Annotated in this window: 16 protein-coding genes and 2 tRNA genes; 7 read left to right on the forward strand and 11 right to left on the reverse strand. The window is 40.2% G+C overall.

Annotation, left to right across the window (positions count from 1 at the left end; genetic code table 11):
• Positions 1–294: 294 nt before the first annotated feature.
• From AWW68_RS00605 to AWW68_RS00620, 4 genes are all read right to left on the reverse strand, one after another.
• On the reverse strand, positions 295–2,700 hold the full coding sequence (locus AWW68_RS00605) for a TonB-dependent receptor plug domain-containing protein (RefSeq protein WP_068215507.1): 2,406 nt from the start codon (positions 2,698–2,700) through the stop codon (positions 295–297).
• An 81-nt stretch (positions 2,701–2,781) separates the two neighbouring features.
• Positions 2,782–3,321 carry a hypothetical protein gene (locus AWW68_RS00610; RefSeq protein WP_157717462.1) on the reverse strand — a complete coding sequence of 180 codons (540 nt, stop codon included), beginning with the start codon at positions 3,319–3,321 and terminating at the stop codon, positions 2,782–2,784.
• 107 nt (positions 3,322–3,428) lie between these two features.
• On the reverse strand, positions 3,429–4,106 hold the full coding sequence (locus AWW68_RS00615) for a response regulator transcription factor (RefSeq protein ID WP_068215509.1): 678 nt from the start codon (positions 4,104–4,106) through the stop codon (positions 3,429–3,431).
• Positions 4,093–5,697 (reverse strand): sensor histidine kinase, encoded by a 1,605-nt coding sequence (locus AWW68_RS00620; RefSeq protein WP_157717463.1) that lies wholly within the window; start codon positions 5,695–5,697, stop codon positions 4,093–4,095. The genes AWW68_RS00615 and AWW68_RS00620 overlap by 14 nt, the downstream gene beginning before the upstream one ends.
• A 125-nt stretch (positions 5,698–5,822) precedes the next feature.
• Between AWW68_RS00620 and AWW68_RS00625 the strand changes: the two genes are divergently transcribed.
• Together AWW68_RS00625 and AWW68_RS00630 are read left to right on the forward strand one after the other, a co-directional pair.
• Positions 5,823–6,683 carry a GLPGLI family protein gene (locus tag AWW68_RS00625; RefSeq protein WP_068215514.1) on the forward strand — a complete coding sequence of 287 codons (861 nt, stop codon included), beginning with the start codon at positions 5,823–5,825 and terminating at the stop codon, positions 6,681–6,683.
• Between the two features lie 27 nt (positions 6,684–6,710).
• Positions 6,711–9,398: a TonB-dependent receptor gene (locus AWW68_RS00630; RefSeq protein WP_157717464.1), complete on the forward strand. Its 2,688-nt coding sequence runs from the start codon at positions 6,711–6,713 to the stop codon at positions 9,396–9,398.
• Between the two features lie 56 nt (positions 9,399–9,454).
• On the opposite strand, the gene AWW68_RS00635 is transcribed toward AWW68_RS00630, so the two are convergent.
• Positions 9,455–10,555 (reverse strand): DegT/DnrJ/EryC1/StrS family aminotransferase, encoded by a 1,101-nt coding sequence (locus AWW68_RS00635; protein WP_157717465.1) that lies wholly within the window; start codon positions 10,553–10,555, stop codon positions 9,455–9,457.
• A 94-nt stretch (positions 10,556–10,649) separates the two neighbouring features.
• Here AWW68_RS00635 and AWW68_RS00640 point away from each other — a divergent pair, with 94 nt between their 5' ends.
• Both AWW68_RS00640 and AWW68_RS00645 read left to right on the forward strand, forming a co-directional pair.
• Entirely contained in the window at positions 10,650–11,219 is a 570-nt protein-coding gene (locus AWW68_RS00640) for a DUF4287 domain-containing protein (protein WP_068215519.1), read from the forward strand.
• Positions 11,220–11,222: 3 nt separating this feature from the next.
• Positions 11,223–11,612 (forward strand): DUF1801 domain-containing protein, encoded by a 390-nt coding sequence (locus AWW68_RS00645; RefSeq protein WP_068215521.1) that lies wholly within the window; start codon positions 11,223–11,225, stop codon positions 11,610–11,612.
• On the opposite strand, the gene pfkA is transcribed toward AWW68_RS00645, so the two are convergent.
• From pfkA to mltG, 6 genes are all read right to left on the reverse strand, one after another.
• Positions 11,609–12,592 (reverse strand): 6-phosphofructokinase, encoded by a 984-nt coding sequence (gene pfkA, locus AWW68_RS00650; protein WP_068215522.1) that lies wholly within the window; start codon positions 12,590–12,592, stop codon positions 11,609–11,611. The two genes, AWW68_RS00645 and pfkA, sit on opposite strands and share 4 nt — an antisense overlap.
• Before the next feature lie 145 nt (positions 12,593–12,737).
• Positions 12,738–12,809, reverse strand: a tRNA-Glu gene (locus tag AWW68_RS00655).
• 8 nt (positions 12,810–12,817) lie between these two features.
• Positions 12,818–12,902: transfer RNA gene (locus AWW68_RS00660), tRNA-Ser, on the reverse strand.
• A gap of 65 nt (positions 12,903–12,967) precedes the next feature.
• Positions 12,968–13,918: a YihY/virulence factor BrkB family protein gene (locus tag AWW68_RS00665; RefSeq protein ID WP_068215524.1), complete on the reverse strand. Its 951-nt coding sequence runs from the start codon at positions 13,916–13,918 to the stop codon at positions 12,968–12,970.
• The gene (locus AWW68_RS00670) at positions 13,915–14,322 is read right to left on the reverse strand and encodes an acyl-CoA thioesterase (RefSeq protein WP_068215525.1); all 408 of its coding nucleotides are present in this window, start codon (positions 14,320–14,322) and stop codon (positions 13,915–13,917) included. The genes AWW68_RS00665 and AWW68_RS00670 overlap by 4 nt, the downstream gene beginning before the upstream one ends.
• 1 nt (position 14,323) lies before the next feature.
• Positions 14,324–15,358: an endolytic transglycosylase MltG gene (mltG, locus tag AWW68_RS00675; RefSeq protein ID WP_068215527.1), complete on the reverse strand. Its 1,035-nt coding sequence runs from the start codon at positions 15,356–15,358 to the stop codon at positions 14,324–14,326.
• A 51-nt stretch (positions 15,359–15,409) separates the two neighbouring features.
• Between mltG and AWW68_RS00680 the strand changes: the two genes are divergently transcribed.
• The 3 genes from AWW68_RS00680 (at position 15,410) to AWW68_RS00690 (ending at position 19,329) form a co-directional block, all read left to right on the forward strand.
• Positions 15,410–16,033, forward strand: coding sequence for an L-threonylcarbamoyladenylate synthase (locus AWW68_RS00680; RefSeq protein WP_068215528.1), 624 nt, complete (start codon positions 15,410–15,412; stop codon positions 16,031–16,033).
• Positions 16,033–16,656, forward strand: a complete 624-nt coding sequence (locus AWW68_RS00685) for a WbqC family protein (RefSeq protein ID WP_068215530.1) — start codon at positions 16,033–16,035, stop codon at positions 16,654–16,656. The genes AWW68_RS00680 and AWW68_RS00685 overlap by 1 nt, the downstream gene beginning before the upstream one ends.
• A 105-nt stretch (positions 16,657–16,761) precedes the next feature.
• Positions 16,762–19,329 (forward strand): ATP-dependent Clp protease ATP-binding subunit, encoded by a 2,568-nt coding sequence (locus tag AWW68_RS00690; RefSeq protein ID WP_068215532.1) that lies wholly within the window; start codon positions 16,762–16,764, stop codon positions 19,327–19,329.
• Positions 19,330–19,337: the final 8 nt, after the last annotated feature.

Here is a 19,337-nt window from a genome sequence, read left to right on the forward strand (position 1 = left end):
TGTTAGGTATCCAAATATAAATAGAATGTAAGAAAACATCCTAATGGATAAGAGGCGATTTTATTGTAATTCCGAGCATTTTAAGTGCAAACGGACAATTTTTAGTAAGAACTTACTTATTCATGTATTTAAAAACACATAGCTGCTGTCAAAAAACTTGACAACCCGAAGAATTTTGAACTCAAAATCTGTGGTCAGATTCAAAATTATGCCTCTGAACTACGTGTAAAACAGAGCATTTTTTTGAAAAAAAGAGAGCCCACCCGAACAACGTCCAGATGAGCTCAGAATTGACTAGAAATTAGCCTTTAATGCTATTATAAAATTGACCCCTGCTCCAGAAATACCTGAAGTATATGGCCTATACCTTTGATCTGTTATATTCTCAACGCCAGTAGTTACCGTAAAAGTGTTACTCAGTAAATATTGGGCTTTAAAGTTTAAAGTATACCACGAAGGAGCATACGGATTTCCATTGGCATCGGCTGCATAAATCTCGGTTTTCCCCTTTTCATCTTCTGGCAAATCTTCAAAAGATACCTCCGCATGATAATCTGCATATAAGCTAAGCCTCCATTTGTAAGCAGAATAATTTAGCCTACTAACACCAAAAGCAGGTGCTGCATGCCTCATCGGGCTTTTATCTCCATTGTCTAGCTCTTCCTCACCATGTTGATAATTATACATGGTTGAAAAACTAAAACCAGCAGGCAATTTCAATTCTGCCCCCACTTGAAAGCCATAAACTGTGGCATTTGCTGCATTCTGAATAGCCTGAACTCTACTGAGCTCACCATCATACATTATCTCATCCATGCCATTCAACTGAAAGTCTCTTCTTACCATTGCGTTATTCAAGTAGGTATAAAAGCCTGTCAGCTCAACCTTTAGCACATCAGAAAACACCTTAGCTATTCCAAAGTCTGCATTGTAAGCCGTTTCAGCTTCCAAGTCAGGGTTTGGCACCACCACTGAACCAGGTTCAGAATCGAATACCTTCCCTACATCATCAACATTTGGCGACCTAAACCCCGTAGCTAAATTGGCATTGATCACCCACGAAGAAGAAGGCATTAATACTGCTCCAAAACTTCCTGTTAGTGCACCTTCATTAAGGTTTGCCGTTTCAAAAGGAAAGGGGTAAAAACTAGTGTCGAAAGATGCATCTAACGTAAACTGATTGTACCTGAGCCCAGCCTGCAATGTCAAAATCTCAGAAGCTTTATACTCTTGAGTAACATAGGCTGCGTATGACGCCCAATCTGCTTGCGGATATCTAGAAGGACCAGGCTGCGATGTTCCGGTACTGATGTTTTGATCTATCCCTGTTGAGGTAACATCGTTCAACACCCATTCTAAACCATAGAACAGTTTACTTCTAGCGCTAAGCGATTTGATAAAATCTAGATTGGCTGAGTAGGCCTCTACCTCTTCTGTCCTCACTGCCCTTTCTGTACTATTAAGGCTTCTATCTCTGCGGCTTTCCTCAAAATGTTGCTGAGCTAGTCTTATAGTCATCTCATCGAATAAGACCGAACTGGAGTTATGAGAAACATTAAGGTTGTTCATCATCCAAATCTGAGGGCCATAACTCCATTCGCCATACCTTGGCTGTCCATTTCTCATTCTATTATGCCTATCATACCTACCGTAACTAGAAGTTTGAGAATAGTGGAACCCATACTGAAAATCCCAATTCTCGTTCGGCTTAAAGCGAACCTTCTGCATAATATTATATTGAGTGTAGCCACTAGGATTCTGTACTCGCGGATCTTCATTTTCCAACACCAAATCCTCACCCCCACCCCTTTGTACTACGTAAGGCTTCAGGTAATCTTCTGGGCCATTGCTGCCCTGGCGTAAGTCGTCAAAAATATTCCCGCTAAAACTGGTTACGAATGCCCACTTGTCTAACCCAATGTTAAAATCTGCATGAACAGTTTTCTCCTTATTGGCTGTAGCATAGCGCATATTAGCCTTACCAGTTACCTCTAACTGATCGGTAACTGAGAGTTTTGGCTTCAACGTTTGAAAACTCATAACACCGCCAATGGCATCACTTCCATAGATTACGGAGCCCGGACCAAAAGATATCTCGGTGCTTTCAATAGCAAAAGCATCTAGAGAAATCACGTTTTGGATGTTCCCTCCTCTGAAAATGGCGGTATTCATGCGCACACCATCTACAGTGTAAAGCAGCCGGTTTGTTGCAAAGCCGCGAATCATAGGACTTCCTCCACCCTGCTGACTTTTTTGGACATATACCTGACCGGATACGCTAAGTAAGTCTGCGGTAGTCTGCGGGTTCATGAATGCCACGTCTTTCGGAGTAATTGAAATCACTTTCTGCGGAACCTCAGCACTAGATTGATTCCACTTTGTAGCCGAAACCACAAATTGATCTAGCTCTAAAGAATTTGGCACTAGGTAAACCTGAAAGCCTTGATTCTCTAGCTCATAGTAACTCATGGTAACGGTGGCATAACCAATCATTCGAATCTGAATGGAGTCTGCGCCACCAAATTCTGAGATATCGGCCTGACCTCGAGCGTTGGTGGTAAGCACCACATTATCTCTATCACTGACAATCATGACCAACTCTAATGGGGCTTCATTTTCTTGATCAAGAACAGTGATTACCTGCGCCTGAGCCATGAAAAAACTCATGAGAAACAGGAGCAGAAAAATTAATTTCTTCATTTAAGATTATCTATTTAAACATTAAAAAATACGTGTTTGAGCCTACTCAGAAGAACTGAGAGACACGTAGTAAGAATATGTTTAAACAAATAATGGAGGAGGAACTGGAGGAGCCCAACGAAGAGATGTATATGAATTGATATACTCGTTGAACGAGTTATTTTCTATAAAAATAAAAGGTTGCTCTTCTGGGGCACCACCATTGTAATGCAGCGATTTTAAAAGTTTTTCGAGTTGGTTTTGATTTTGTTGCTGATCGGCATCTTGGTTCATTGCCATAGCTACTAACTCTGCCAGTTTATTCTTGATTTTTGTCTCAACCTTATCCCACCAAACATAATAGGTAACAGAATCTCCAACCTCTTCTTGCTCCACAACATCGTAACTCTGGCCGTTGTACATAAACTCCCGCTCATGCTCCCAGTCTAGGGCCTCGGCCTCTGCTTTGGAGAAGGTAAACTGAACAAGCTCACCTTTGTCCATTCCTTGTAGAATTTCGCGCTCTATCTGCTCTCTTACTTGCCATTGTTTCACTTTTAGAATGGTAAAAGTAAACCCCAATGGTGCTATAAAACACATTAGCAAAAGAAAGGATGATATTTTACGCGAGCGTTGCTTCATCTTGGAACATTACGAATGTAAAAACATCTGTTCAATAAATTACAACTGCTCTGACAGGTGGAGGTTTATTGCTTTAACCTGCGGAAAGAATTATTTAAAGCACCCTTTTAACAGACCAATTTATAGCCATAGCCCCGAACATTAAGTATCTGAATGGCATCATCTTTCGATAGCTTCTTTCTCAGCTTTGTAATGAATACGTCCATACTTCTGGCATTGAAGAAATCGTCACTTCCCCAGAGCGTATTTAAAATGAGCGTACGTTCTGTAAGGTCGTTTTTATGTAGGTAAAGCTCATTCAGTAATTGTGCCTCACGATGAGTAAGAGACTCTTCAGTACCATTGAAGCTCAAAACCTGCCTAGAGTAATTGAATGAGTATTTCCCGATTCCCACCGTTTCAGAAGCTCCGTTTGTTCCTTTCCGGTCAATTAATGCTTTGATACGAACAATGAGCTCTTCCATAGAGAAGGGCTTTTTGAGGTAATCATTAGCCCCATAGCCGAACCCTTCTACAACGTCTTCAGTACGGCTTTTGGCCGTCAGAAAGATGATAGGAATACGATCATCTTTCCTTCTAATCTCTTTAACCAAGGAGAACCCATCTTTTTTTGGCATCATTACATCGAGCACCAAAATTTCTGGTTCTTCCTCTTCGTACTTTAGCTTTGCCTCTTCTCCATCGGCACAGAAAACTACCTCGAAGCCCCGGGTCTCCAGACTTTCCTTAACAATAGTCCCTAAGGCCAATTCATCTTCAGCCAACAGAATTTTATGCTTTGTCATCGTTAAATTCAATTGAAAAAAGAGTTGAATTAGGCTCCACAGAAAGCCCAACTTTACCACCGTGCTTTTCTACCAAAGTTTTGGTGTAATAAAGGCCAATGCCAAAACCTTTCACATCATGCACATTACCGGTAGGTATTCGATAGAACTTGTCGAAAATGCGCTGCTGCTCCTGCTTACCAATCTTACCTCCACTGTCTTTTACTTGCCAAACTAACTGCCCTTTGGTTTTAGACAAGCTAATGAGCACTTCATCACCTCCATATTTAATGGCATTATCTACCAAGTTACCAATGGCATTTTCCATGTGAAATGGATCTATCTCAAGCCAATGCTCTGTTAAATCGGTTTGAAAAGAGAGTTTTTTACTCCCCTTAATCACATGAAACTTCTCAAATATCTGACGCGTAAAGCCAACTACTTCTACGTCTTCTTTGGCTATTTCTAGCTCGTTAGAATCTAGTGAAGCTGTTTCTAACAGCTTTTCAACCATTCCGTTCAACTTTTTCAATTGCCCCTGCGAGATTCCAACATATTTAGCAGTTTTTTCAGGATCATTCATTTGGTTGAAGTTGGAGATTCCCTCCATAGCCGTTGAAATTGTGGCTATTGGCGTTTTGAATTCATGCGTGATGTTGCTGATTAAATCATTCTTAATCTCAGCCAATTGTTTCTGTTCAGTTATAATTCCATACAGATACATCATGGTCCCAATCACCACAATGGTAATTATTAATGAAATGAGTAAATCTACCCCTCCTCGTTTAAGAATATTGAGTGAGGCATTCTCAAATCTGAGTTCTATCCGCTGATCTTTCGAAAGAAAAGTATTGTTAGATTCAACCGTAAGCGGATAGTCAGAGCTATTAAAGTTTGGTTCGGAATAGACGGTATCTCTCTCCTCTTTAAAAGCCATAATTTGATTACCGTCAAACCCTACCTTCACCTCCAGCGGCCCGAGTTTATTGGTAAACAACACCAATACATGCCTCACCTTCATATCCCGTCTATCTAATTCCTCTTCTAGAAGGTTGTTTAGCGTATCTAGCTTAATATCCTTGCCAGATAAAGACAGTACTATTTTCTGAGCAAAGCCTTTTAGGCTTTTCAGAGAGTCTGTAAAGCCAATCTCCATGCTTTTGGAATATGTATGGTTTTCTGGTAAAGAACTGGAGTCTGACACCACACTAGAAATGCTTATAGACTCAATCATTGAGGGGTTCAAGGCTGTATCAAAAGCAAATACAGATTTAGAGTCTACCATCTTTTGAACAGCTCCTCTTATAGAATCTCTATTGTTAAGATAATGCACAACTTTATCTACATCTTGAGCTCCATTGTTGGTAGACCAAGCACCTCTAATCATAAGATTTGACCCGGTATTACCAGTTAGTCTCTGCACTTTAAGCCCCAGTTGATCTTTGGTTATTTCAGCAAAATAGGCCTCCAAGCTTACATCTAAAGACTGCTGCATATCATTAACAAAACGCTCCTTATTCAGCTGGTAATTCTGAATACTTCTGTACACCTGCGCCCCAATAGTAACTATGGCGGTAGCAGCTATCACATAAATTATTCGCTTGAATTTCAATGCATTCACGCTTCAAATATACGGACTTCAACATCAGTTGATTGGCAGCTTAACACACGTTAACACTGGTTAACTCATTGTTTTCTCTATTCAATTCAGATTTGTAGGGTATTAAAATCACTCCAATGAAAAATCTCAAAAGACAACTCGTTCTAGCTATCGGAATAATGATAGCCACCCTTATTTCCGTAACAGCCCAAAACTTTCAGGGTATTGCCACCTATCAATCATCAAGGAAAATGAATGGCTTTTCTATTAAGAGCGACCAGATGACTCCCGCCATGCAAGCACAAATAGAGGAGCAAATGAAAAAGCAATTCCAGAAAGAGTATGAGTTAAAATTCAACCTTAAGGAATCTATTTGGTCGGAAGTTGAGAGTCTAGATGGAGGACCTGCAACAGCTTCGGCAGGAGGTTTAGTAATAAGAATGGCAGGGGGAGGAAGTACCACCTACAAAAACACATCTGAGAATCTCTATCTGAAGGAAACCGAGGTTTTCAGCAAGCCTTTTTTAGTAAACGACACACTAAGTAAAAGAGAGTGGGAGCTTACAGACGAAAAAAAAACCATAGGCAATTACCAAGCCTACAAAGCAGTTTTCACAGATGTGAGAGAAAGCCGAACTATCTCATTCAACAGCCAAAGTGATGGTGAGAAAACCGATGAAGAAGTGGTGCCAGAGGTTAAAATGGACACTATAAAAATAGAAGCTTGGTACACCCCTCAAATTCCTGTTTCTCAAGGACCAGATGAATACTGGGGACTTCCAGGTTTAATTCTTGAGGTTAGTGATGGCAAAATGAGTTACGCCTGCACCAAGGTAATTTTAAACCCAGAAGAAGAGGTAAAAATCAAAAGGCCTTCCAAAGGAAAGAAAGTAACCCGTACTGAATTGAGAGAAGAAATTGATGCCAAAACCGCAGAAATGACTGAAAAATTCAGCAATGGAAAAGGAGGCATCAGCATTAAAGTAGGAGGCAATTAATTAGTCCAAAGGTCAAAAACTCACAACATGAAAAGGTTTATACTACTCTTAACACTTTGCCTTGCTTTCTCTACCATGAGTTTAGCTCAAGAAAAAGTAATTTTTAGCGGTGAAGTCAGAGATTCAGAAGGCGCAGTTTTAGAATACGCCAATGTCTTAGCCATTGACACCCTAAGTAAAAAAATGGCCGGATTCAGCGTAACTAATCCACAAGGAGGCTTTAGAATACCATTAGAAAAGGGAAAAGTCTACAACATCAAGGTCAGCTTTGTAGGCTTTCTGCCTTTTGAACAACTCTATGAAGCTAAAGAAACCAATACCGTTCCTTTCTCCATTCAGCTTTCAGCAGACAGCCAAAACCTCGGAGATGTGGAAGTGGTCAGTGAAATGCCAGTACTCATTCAGGGTGACACTATTACTTACAAAACAGAGGTTTTTACCCAAGGCAATGAGCGCAAGCTAGGCGATGTTTTGGAGGACTTACCAGGCTTTGAAGTAGATGAAGATGGTGGTGTAAAAATTCAAGGCAAATCAGTTAACAAGGTGCTGGTAGATGGCAAAGAGTTCTTTGAAGGCGATACAAAACTAGCCACTAAAAACCTCCCAGCCAATGTGGTAGACAAGGTACAAGTACTGCAAAACTACAACAACATCAGTCCATTAAGCAGTGTAAACAACAGCGAGCAATTGGCACTGAACATTCAACTTAAAGAAGACAAGAAAAACATACTTTTTGGAGATATAAGAGCTGGCGCTGGCCCAGAAGAAAGGTATTTAGGCCACATTAATTCATTCTTTTATAATGCTAAAACCAACATCAACCTGATTGCCGATGCCAACAATGTTGGTCAACTGGCATTTACCATGAATGACTATTTCAGGTTTACTGGTGGCTTTGGAAGTTTTGCTAGAGGAGCTGGCTCATCATTTCAGGTTTCTAGCAACTCATTAGGCATTCCTATGGCTGAAAGAAACAATGCACAAAGTTTAAAAAACGAGCTCGCTGCCCTTAATTACAATTTCGCCCCAAGCAATAAATGGAACATTTCTGGCTTTGCTATAGGGTCTAGTGTAGATAACACCATGGGGTCAATTTCCAACAGAACCTATATTCTTCAACCTAACGCCAACCAAGAGGTGTTAACCTCAGAGCAAAGAGTAAAAAGCTCTTCCGGACTCTTTAAAGCTGGGGTAAAATACACTCCAAGCCCCAATTTGCAGGTAGATTATAATGCCTTCGGCCGAATAGCAGACATTCAAAACTACAGTTCTCAGAACTCTACATTCGGCAATCAATCAAATGACATTGAAGGAAACACCACTCAGGAACCCTACTCCATTGAACAACAACTGAGGGCATTTTGGGCACAGAATGAGAAGAATATTTTTTCATTCGAAGGATCATACCAGAGAGAGGTTCAAGACCCGACTTATAACCTTATTAATTCTGGTCAGCCTTTCTCCTCAATTATTCCAATGACAGGAAATAGTCCGTATGACCTTACTCAACTAAAAGAGGTAACCACCAATAAACAAGAAGCTGCCCTCAACTACTATCGTGTACTGAATAAGACCAATCACATCAACCTGAAGGTCGGAAACACATATTCTAGCCAGAGCCTGACCTCAAGCATGTTCGAAAGATTGGCCGATGGAACTACCAATACATTCAATCAGACTGATTTAATGAATATGGTAGACTACACGTTTGAAGATTACTACGTGGGCTTATTATACAAAACGAAGTTCAACGATCTTGTACTTACTCCATCACTAAACCTACACAGGTATCAGGTAAATGCAGATCAAAACAACTTTATTGGTGGCTTCGATAAAACTATGCTTTTGCCTGCTCTAAACGCAAAGTATAACTTCAGAAGCTCTCATTCACTTACACTTAATTACGATGTAGCTGCTCAGTTTACCGACATTCAGAACTATGCCGAAGGTCTTATTGTAAGAAGTTACAACTCACTTTTTAGAGGAAACGTGAACGTGATGAATAGCCTTTACCATACAGTAAACATCAACTACTTCAACTTTAACATGTACAACTTCCTCAATATTTATGGAGGGCTGAACTATGCAAAAAGGCTAGATGATGTTACCAATATTGTAGAATTCAATAACCTAGAAAGAGTAAACACCCCAACCAATATTAACACTACCAACGAAGCCGTAACAGGCTACGCCAATATAGAAAAGCGCTTTGACGACTTTAGAGCAAGTCTTAATGCAAATTGGAGCAGAAGCATTAGCAACAATATCATTAGCGACACCCCTAATGAGAACATCAATTTTGTGGAGAGTTACAAAGCCAAACTCAGTACTACCTTGTTTAAAAAGCTATTCTTAGATTTCGGCTACTCTGTTTCTCTGAGTAATTATGAAGGAAATAACACTTCCAGCAAATTTGAAAATCATCAACCTTTTGCCAATCTAGAATTTAACTTCCTGAAAGGCTTCTCTTTAGAAGTAGACTATGAATACAACAGCTATGTATCTCAAACAAACCCTACGCAACAGTTCGATTTGATGGATGCAGAGTTAAGATATAGAAAAGAGGGTTCAGCATGGGAGTTCAAAGTTGAAGGAATGAACCTGTTCAACACCACAGGCATTAGAAGAGATTCGTTTTCTGAAAGTCTGATTAGCACTTATGAATACTTTATTCAGAAACGTTACTGGCTTTTTACAGTCATGTATGATTTGTAGGAGCCAATGTACTTTTGCGAGCTTGACGGAAACCTCTGTTAAGCTCGCAGATTTCATTAACGAGCGAAAAAAGTTCTTACCTTATCAATCACATACTCCTGCTGATCATCAGTCATTCCGGGGAAAATCGGTAATGAAAGTCCCTCTTCTTGAAGTTTAAATGAAACAGGAAAATCTGTTGGTTCAAGGCCGAAGTCTAAATAAGCCTTAGTAAAAGGAAGAGCCTTCGGGTAGTGAATTTGGGTTTGAATGCCATTTTCATTGAGAAAGCTTTTCAACTCATCTCTTCTTGAAGTCAACACATTATAAATGTGAAAAACGTGATTGTTACCCCCAGCTGTTTTCGGTAGAACTAGATCGCCACAGCCCGACAAAGACTCCGAGTACTTCTTAGCAATTTCGTTTCTCTGCCCATTCCATTCGTCAATGAAATTCAATTTTAAAGAAAGTACAGCTGCCTGAAGCGTATCCATTCTGCTATTCATTCCAGGAAATTCATGCGTGTGCTTATCTGCAGCTCCATGGTTGGCCATTTTTCTACAGGCCTTATAAAGTTCCTTATTGTCGGTAACAAGAGCACCAGCATCGCCAAGTGCTCCTAAGTTCTTGGTGGGATAAAAACTGAAAACCGCGGCATCACCAAAGCTACCGGCAAACCTTCCTTTATGACTAGCAAAGTGTGCCTGAGCACAATCTTCTACCACTTTAAAATTATGCCTAGTTGCTATTTCCGAAATAGCCTCCATATCAGCCAATTGGCCATAAAGATGCACAGGAATTACAGCCTTTGTGCGTGGAGTTATTGCTTGTTCAAATGCCTTCGGATCTAAGCAATAAGTTGTTGAATCTACATCTACAAAAACTGGTTTAGCACCCAAATTAGAAACCACTTCAGCATCTGTTATCCATGTCATAGCGGGAACAATCACCTCGTCATCGGGACCAACCCCAAGCATCTTTAGCACTATAAAAAGTGCATCGGTGCAGTTGCCAGTGGAGTAACAGTATTTTATACCGAGCTTATTTGAGAAAAGATTTTCAAACTCAGTCACCTGCTTGCCATAGACAAAATAAGACTCATCTATTACCTGCGAATAAATAGTCTGAAGCTCCGTTTGAAGCGATTCATGTATGATTTTTAAATCTAAGTATGGCACTCTCACGCTTGAAAGATAGTTAATTTTCTCACTGAAAGTGGAGAGTTGCACACCACTTCACTATCTTCAAATTCAATCCAAATATTAGAGCACTATGGCCACACCAGAAGAAATACTAAAAACTATGATTAGTAACATGCCAGAAAAAACTGGAAAGTCTTTAGAAGAATGGCACATTGCTTTAAAAGCTACCGGTTTTAAAAAGCACGGAGAGCTCATGAAAGTGTTAAAAGGCGACCATGGGGTAAGTCATGGTTTCGCCAACACTATCGCTCAACTATACCTGAAGCCAGAACTAATGGCTCCAAAGACTTCATCTGAAGACTCTTTAGATGATGAATTACTTAAGGGAAAAGAGGACATGATGCCGGTATTCAAAAAAGCCAAAGCCATGTTTGAAGCGATAGATGGTGATGTTGAATTCTCTTATAAAAAGACTTATATCAGTTTACGCACACCAAGGAAGCAATTCGCTTTATTACAGCCAAGCACCAAAACTAGAGTAGATATTGGATTGAACCTGAAGGGTGTGGAACCCGAAGGAAAAGTAGAAGCAGCGGGCAGTTGGAACTCAATGGTTTCTCATAGAGTAAAAGCTACTCAACTCGAAGACCTAGAAGGAGTTCAGGAATGGCTACAAAAGGCCTACGATGCTAATAGCTAAACCATGAACCGTTTTCAGCCTATCGGTTTTCAGGACTTAGACGATCTTTTTGAGTTTATACCAGACGAAGAACTGCAACTAGTCAAAGTGCTTAGAAATCTAGTTTATGATTGTATTCCTGAAGTTCAGGAAAAACTAAGTTATAATGTTCCGTTCTTTAGGTTGAAAAGGAACATCTGCTTCATTTGGCCAGGTTCAGTTCCATGGGGAGGAACTTTTAAAGGTGTTCAGTTCGGTTTTATTCAAGGTCACCTACTATCTCATGATGGTTATTTGGAAACTGGAAAAAGAAAGTATGTAAGAACAAAGATCTTTAAGAAGCCTCAAGAAATAGAGTTCGATAAAATGAGTGCCCTACTATTTGAGGCGCTGGAGATTGACCAAAAAACTTAGATTGAAAGAATTTTAGCTATTCTAAATTCATCATCATCCAATCGCTTAATAGTCTTAATAGCCTCGCCAATCGGAGTGTAGGAAATCTTATTGTTAATTACCCCAACCATTACTTTAGATTGACCTTCTCGAAGCCCCTCAACGGCCGCGACACCCATTCTACTGGCCAATACTCTATCAAGAGTAGTTGGAGAACCTCCACGTTGCAAGTGCCCAAGAACACTTACTCGTATATCATAATGCGGAATATGTTCTTTTACCTTTTCAGCAATATCATAAGAACTACCTAAGTGACAGCCTTCAGCAACTATCACAACATTGGAAGCCTTCTGGTTGGCCGCACCTTTCTTCAACCTACTAATTAAAGCATCAATACTCCAGTTATGCTCAGGAACAATCATGGCCACAGCACCCCCACCAATAGCAGAATTGAGTGCAATAAACCCAGCATCTCGGCCCATCACCTCTACAAAGAAAAGCCTCTCATGTGAAGAAGCAGTGTCTCTAATTTTATCAATGGCTTCTCTGGCTGTATTGCAGGCAGTATCGTAACCAATGGTAAAATCTGTTCCAGAAAGGTCGTTGTCAATTGTACCTGGAATACCGATAACCGGCACATCAAACTCTTGACTGAAGATATCTGCACCAGTAAATGAACCGTCTCCACCAATCACCACTAGAGCATCTAAGCCGTTAGCTTTGAAGTTTTCGTAGGCCTTAGCTCGGCCTTCCTTCGTTCTAAACTCCTTGCTTCTAGCCGAAAGCAAGAAAGTACCTCCACGGCTTAAGATATTTGAAACTGACCTTACATACAGCTGCTCCATGTTTCCGTTAATTAGGCCATCATAGCCTTTATAAATTCCAAAAACATCGATTCCGTAATAGATAGAAGCTCTAACAACAGCTCTAACCGCGGCATTCATTCCTGGGGCATCTCCCCCACTGGTTAGGACTCCAATTTTCTTAATCTCAGTTGCCATAGTTGGTTAAGTATAGCCAAAATTACTCTATTCCCTTAGATGTAGCAGAGTCAATCAGCCCGAATCACATGCAATCGATTGAAGAAAGACAAGCTTTGAAAAAGCTATAAACGAAAAAAGCCCAGCAAAACTGCTGAGCTTTTCGTAGTCCGTAGGGGAATCGAACCCCTGTTACCAGGATGAAAACCTGGCGTCCTAACCCCTAGACGAACGGACCAGATATTGCAGAGGAGGAGGGATTCGAACCCCCGGTACCTCGCGGTACAACGGTTTTCAAGACCGCCGCATTCGACCACTCTGCCACTCCTCTGGATGTGATCTCCCGTTTGGGATTGCAAAGGTAAGTGTAACTTTTTTATTTGCAAGCAAGTTCGCTCAAATATTATCTTCAGTTTTTAATTTTTCGAATTTGGCCTTATCCAAAGCAGCATTCATCTCGAAGCCCACTAGCAAAATAAGCGACAGAATGAATAACAAAAGCATGAGCACAATTAGCGCCCCGATGGACCCATAAAGCTTATTATATGTGCCGAAATTGTTGATATAGAATGAAAAACCGAAGAAAGCAGCCAAACAAGCCAGAGTAGAAAAAATAGAACCAGCACTAAAAAAATGCCAGCGCTCATGAACTGCTGGTGCGAAATAATAAATAAATGAAATTGCTATCTGGAAAACCAAATACAGTACTACAAACCGTAAAACAATGATTAGATCTAAAGAAATAACATCCTGAATGAATTCTCTTACCTTATTATCCTGCAATAATTGCTGCCCCACCACCAATAGCGCTATAGACACTATCACTGAGAGCGATAGAATAACAATGAGCATAGTGGCTATAAAACGCATTTTCAGAAACCCACGCGTTTCTTTCGTCTTATAACACGCATTGAAAGCATCCATTAGCGAACTCATACCATTGGTAGAGAGTATGAGCGTAAGAATAAAACCAAAAGAAAGTAAGCCCCCTCTTTGTTTGTTAATGATGTCATGAATGGTTGTATCTGCAGCAGCGTAAAGGTTGGCAGGCAGCAAATTCTCCATGAACCCAATTATCTCTTCATTTGTGATATCGGGGAAGAACATCTGAATGTATGGCACCAAAGTGAAGAGAAATATTATAGCAGGGAAAATAGCCATTGTAAAACTAAAGGCTACTGCATTTGCTCTACCTAGAATTTCATCGTCACCTATCTTTTGAATAAAAATGACCGTTGCATCATATAGCCCTACCTTTTCTTTTCCCAGCTTAATCTTCTGCAGAAAAGACACTAATCTTAAAAAGATAGGGTGACTCGTTACATATTTGATTATTCGATGCTTCATTCAAAATAAGGGCTCAGCTTCTCAAGCAGATACTCTGGGGCTTTACAAGGTCTATTGCTAGACATATTGACAAACACTAATGTTGTCTCGCCTTCATTCAGCTTATTACCATCAGCATCTAAAACTTCATAGTAGAAATACATCCTTACCGAAGGAAGGGCTTTGATGATTACGCGAATAGTTATAAGCTCATCATATCTGGCAGGCTTAAGAAACTTACACTTCAGGTCAGTAACAGGCATCATAATGCCATTTTCTTCCATCTCCTTATACTGAAAACCCAGCTGACGCAGCGCTTCAACCCTACCTACCTCATAATAGGTAGCATAGTTGCCATAATATGCATACCCCATCTGATCGGTTTCAGCATATCTAACTCGAACTTGAGTTTCGGCTACATACATACTATCTGTAAATTCTTCTGTTGTTCAAGGCTTGTTGAAAAAGCCGTGCATTTCGGTTGTGTTCTGACAAAGTTTTGGCAAAACGGTGAAAACCAGAAAAGTCCTCTTTGGCGCACATATAAATATAAGAATGGTCTTCATAATTGAGAACTGCATTCAAAGAACTTATTGACGGCAGGTTGATTGGCCCAGGAGGCAGCCCTCTGTAACGGTATGTATTATAAGGGCTATCCACTTTGGTATCTGCAGTTAGGATTCTTTGAATTGTGAAGTCACCAAGAGCATATTTTACTGTGGGATCTGCCTGTAACAGCATATTCTTATTTAGCCTGTTGATGTACAGTCCTGCGATTGTGGGCTTTTCCTCACTTTTTATGCTCTCGTCTTGAACAATGGAAGCCAAGGCGGATACTTCTACTGGTGTCAAACCAATTTCCTCCGCTTTGGCCTTTCTTTCAGGGGTCCAAAATGAAGTGTATTCCTTATTCATTCTTTCGAAAAGTGATTCTGCAGAAACTGTCCAATACACTTCGTAGGTGTTCGGTATGAACATAGCCATGACATTGTCACTGTTGAAACCATACTTTTCCAGAAAATCATCATCGTTCAACAGGGCCTCGAATTCCTCAGATTTAAGGCCGATACCTGTTGTGATTTTCTCGGTCAAATCGGTTTTAAACCTTACATTATTGAAAGTGATGTTTACCGGAGTCTGATCACCAGATCTAAGTTTTCTAATAGCCTCAAGGTTTGTCATTTGAGACTCCAAACGGTAAACACCGGGCTTAATAAGGTCTGGGTATTTTAGGACCTTCGCAACAAAACTGAATGAAAGAGCATCTTCAATTACCCCTTCATTATATAAGTAGTTTCTTAGCGAATCAAAGTTATCATCATAGTCTACCAAAATCTCTCTAGGCTCAGATTCAGTAAGAATATTAGCTCCGTAAAAGAGTTGATAGAAATAAAATGAAAACGAGGTCAACAACACAGAAAAGATGACCATACCCAGCACAAAACGCTTTCTTTTCTTCATAAGGGCACAAAAATAGTGAATTTGTCCTAACTTCGGTTTTATTTAGAATTCATGTCTGCAGAGTACATAAGACTGTATCCGGAAAACCCTGAATCACATAAACTAGACCAAATTGTAAAGGTTCTGGAAGATGGAGGTGTAATCATCTACCCTACCGATACTGTATATGGTATTGGTTGTGATTTTAGTAATTCCAAAGCTGTTCAGCGGGTTTGCCAGATTAAAAACACTAAGCCGAATTCGCTTTCAATTATCTGCTATGACCTGAGCGAAATCTCAGAATACACAAAACACCTGAATACTCCTGTTTTTAAGGTGATGAAAAAGGCGCTCCCGGGGCCGTTTACTTTTATTTTGGAGGCTAATAGCAACATTCCTAAAACCTTGAACGCTAAGAAAAAAACCGTTGGTATTAGGGTGCCAGACAACAATATCCCCAGAGAGTTAGTAAGGAGGCTCGGCAAACCAATTATTACCACTTCAATTAGAGATGAAGATGAGGTGATCGAATATTCTACTGATCCTGAATTGATCTACGAGAAGTATGAAAATCTAGTGGATATTGTCATTGATGGTGGATATGGCGGTAATGTGCCTTCTACGGTCGTGGACTGTTCTGGCGATTACTTTGAAGTACTTCGCGAAGGTTTGGGAGACATTGAAGCCTACATGTAATGGATATTCTGATTGAATCTCAATACCTGCCATCAGTGGCATATTTTACTCTTTTAGTACATTCCGAACAGGTATGGATTGAGGCACATGAGAGTTTTGAAAAACAGACTTACCGCAATAGGTGTGAGATTTTGGGAGCGAATAACATTCAGCGTCTTTCGGTTCCACTTTACTTGGCCAATAGTGGGTTGCCAATTCAAAAAATGAGAATAGACCATAGGCAAAAATGGGTGAACAATCATTGGCGGTCCATTCAATCGGCCTATGGAAAGGCACCCTTCTTTGACTACTATTCCGATTATATTCACCAAGAATTATTCAAACCCTCAGAAACCATTTTTGAACTAAATCAGAGGCTTCTGACATTATGTCTTAAAATGCTCGGGCTGCAGAACAAATTAAATTTTACTGAAAAGTATGATTTAACTCCAGCAAAAGACATTTTTGATTACAGGTCGGTTATTCATCCTAAAAAGGAAACTGAACAGCTGGCATGGTTTCGGCCAGAAACGTACTATCAGGTTTTTGGCAAAGACTTTGTACCTAACATGAGCATTCTGGATTTATTGTTTTGCATGGGACCCGATTCCCTAGTGGTTTTAAAGAAATCAGGTGTATTCTAAGAAACAATAGGTTTTTGAAAGCGTTTTCTATTAAATCTCGGGCTTATCTTGTTATATTGATTTGAGGTTTAATAGCCAAACATTAGACCAATAGAAAGGCGTTAAATGGAAGCAAAATTTTCTAATAGAGTAAAGGAAGTGATCTCCTTGAGTCGGGAAGAAGCCTTGCGCTTAGGCCACGACTATATAGGAACAGAGCACTTGCTTTTGGGGATGATACGTGAGGGTGAAGGAGTAGCAGTGAGCATACTCAAGAAACTCGGAACTTCTTTAGAGGAGTTGAGAGAAGCAGTTGAGCGTGCTACAAAAGGAACGGCCAATCATAATGTTAAAAACTTGGCCAACATTCCACTGACAAGACAATCTGAAAAGGTCTTGAAAATCACTTACCTAGAAGCTAAAATTTTCAAAAGTCAATTAATCGGAACTGAGCACCTATTGCTTTCAATCTTAAGAGATGAAGACAATATTGCCACTCAGATTCTTGAGAAATTCGATGTGAATTATGAAGTAGTGAAAGAAATGTTGGAATATCAGACTGACAACCCAATAGCTTCTTCAGATACAGAAGACCCTGATGATGATTCTTCAAGAATGTTCAGCAGCGGTGGTTCTGGAGGAGGTTCTTCTGAAAGATCTTCTGGTAAAGGTTCAGAGAAATCTAGAACTCCTGTACTAGATAACTTTGGTAGAGACCTTACCAAGTATGCAGAAGAAGATAAACTCGACCCAATTGTAGGTCGTGAAAAAGAAATTGAGAGAGTGGGCCAAATTCTTTCGAGAAGAAAGAAAAACAACCCTATTCTAATCGGTGAACCAGGTGTAGGTAAGTCAGCCATTGCTGAAGGTCTTGCCCTGAGAATCATTCAGAAGAAGGTATCTAGAGTTCTCTTCAATAAGAGAGTAGTAACTCTTGATTTAGCTTCGCTTGTAGCAGGAACAAAATACAGAGGTCAGTTTGAAGAGAGAATGAAGGCCGTAATGAACGAGCTAGAAAAATCTCCAGAAGTGATTCTCTTTATTGATGAGCTACACACCATTGTTGGAGCAGGCGGAGCATCAGGCTCTTTAGACGCCTCTAATATGTTCAAACCAGCATTAGCTAGGGGCGAAATTCAATGTATTGGTGCTACTACCCTAGATGAGTATCGTCAGTACATTGAGAAAGATGGTGCTTTGGCCAGAAGGTTTCAGCAGGTAATGGTAGACCCTACCACTCCTGAGGAAACTATTCAGATTCTCGATAACATTAAGGAGCGTTATGAGGACCACCACCATGTAAATTACACTGAGGAGGCCATCAAAGCGTGTGTTTCTTTATCTGACAGATATATATCTGATAGATTCTTACCAGATAAGGCTATTGATGTTCTGGATGAGGCTGGAGCCAGAGTTCACATCAACAACATTCACGTTCCTGAAGAAATTGTGAAGCTCGAAGAGTCTATCGAGGACATTAAGAAAGAAAAGAACAGAGTTGTGAAGAGTCAGAAGTATGAAGAGGCTGCACAACTTAGAGATAAAGAGAAGAAGCTAATCGATCAGCTAGACAAAGCGAAAGCTCGTTGGGAAGAAGAAAGCAAATCGAAGCGATATGTTGTCGATGAAGACAATGTTGCTGAGGTAATTGCTATGATGACGGGTATTCCTACTAAACGCGTTGCTCAGAAAGAGCAAGCCAAGTTGGTAGGCATGTCTGAGCAATTGAGCGGTAAAGTGATTGGCCAAGAAGAGGCGATTAAGAAACTTACCAAAGCCATTCAACGAACTAGAGTTGGTTTGAAAGACCCAGCTAAGCCAATTGGAACATTTGTGTTCCTTGGACCGACTGGTGTTGGTAAAACTGAATTAGCCAAAGTGCTTGCTACTTATCTATTCGACAAAGAAGATTCTTTAGTGAGAATTGATATGAGTGAGTACATGGAGAAATTCTCGGTATCGAGATTGGTTGGAGCGCCTCCAGGCTATGTTGGTTACGAAGAGGGCGGTCAGCTTACTGAAAAAGTAAGACGCAAGCCTTACTCTGTAGTGCTTCTTGATGAGATTGAAAAAGCTCACCCAGATGTATTCAACATACTTCTCCAAGTTTTGGATGATGGTATTTTGACCGATGGCCTTGGAAGAAGAGTAGACTTCAGAAACACCATCATTATCATGACTTCAAATATTGGTGTAAGAGATCTGAAAGATTTCGGAACAGGAATCGGGTTCTCAACACAGCTGAAGCGTGACAATGAGGATGCTATGATTAAGGACACCATTCAGAAGGCCTTGAAGAAAACCTTCAGCCCTGAGTTCCTTAACAGACTTGATGATGTAATCATCTTCAATTCACTTTCTAGAGAAGATATTCATAAGATTATCGATATCTCTTTGAAGAAGCTATTGAGCAGAATTGAAGCAATGGGTTACGAAATTAAGTTGACTGAAGCTGCAAAAGACTTCTTGGCAGACAAAGGTTTCGACCCGCAGTATGGTGCAAGGCCTTTGAACAGGGCCATTCAGAAATATTTGGAAGACCAAATTGCTGAAGAGATTCTGAAAGGAGATATCAATGAAGGCGATACACTTTTGGCAGATCACACGAAAGATGCCACAGAGCTGACTATCAAGATCAAGAAAAAGAGAAAGTCTTCTAAGAAGAAAGAAGAGGAAGAAGGTTCTGCAGAATAGCAGCCTAT

Source organism: Roseivirga spongicola, assembly GCF_001592965.1.
GTDB classification, from domain to species: domain Bacteria; phylum Bacteroidota; class Bacteroidia; order Cytophagales; family Cyclobacteriaceae; genus Roseivirga; species Roseivirga spongicola.